This is a genomic window from Streptomyces sparsus, from assembly GCF_054776295.1.
This window is the reverse complement of the sequence record NZ_BAAHCA010001647.1, coordinates 1-610: the sequence shown is the minus strand read 5'-3', so window position 1 is coordinate 610 and position 610 is coordinate 1. Positions and strand designations below refer to the sequence as shown.

The following is a 610-nucleotide window of genomic DNA, read 5'->3' as shown; positions in this document are numbered from 1 at the left end:
CGGCGCGCGTCCAGGAGCGGATCCGCTCCGGCCCGCTCCCCCGCGCCGCCGGGGCCGGGTCGACGACCACGACGGGGTGTCCGGCGGCGGCGAAGCACTGTGCGACGCCGACGCCCATGGTGCCGGCTCCGACGATGCCGACCGGTACTCCGGCCGTGTCCAACGGCTCACTGTCCTTGCTCTCACCCACGTGGGGGGTTCCTTCCCGGTCGGTGCAGGCTCGTGGTGTCACGCGGCGACGGCGCGCGCCAGGGCGACGAGGTCGTCGGCGAGGGCGAGCACGGTCGCCTCGTCGAACAGCTCGGTGCGGTAGTCGACGGTGACCCCGTCGTCGGTGACGCTCCAGTGCAGGTCGGGCACGGGTCCTTCGGTCCGGACGCCGGTGCCGTGCGGATCGGCGGTGACGTCGAACGGCCACGGTCCCTCGGTGGGCGGGGCGGCCTCCGCCTCGGCGGTCAGCCGGGCGATCCGCGCGGCCAGTTCCGTCAGGGACGGCTCGTCCGCCACGTCGACCCGCAGCGCAAGTGGCGGGCCGTCCGCGCGGACGAGTCCCAGCAGCAGCCCGTCGGCCTCCGCCCGGTCGGTGAGCAGGGTGACGAGGGCGGCGAGC

General features: G+C 75.7%; 2 protein-coding genes. Both read right to left on the bottom strand.

Annotated features, from left to right (window positions below; translation table 11 throughout):
* Window positions 1-190: 3-hydroxyacyl-CoA dehydrogenase NAD-binding domain-containing protein (locus ACYVE9_RS30095; protein ID WP_461031023.1), on the bottom strand; the 190-nt coding region annotated here is incomplete at its 3' end.
* A gap of 38 nt (window positions 191-228) precedes the next feature.
* Window positions 229-610, bottom strand: a 382-nt coding sequence (locus tag ACYVE9_RS30090; RefSeq protein ID WP_461031022.1) for a hypothetical protein, incomplete at its 5' end; no start/stop codon positions are given.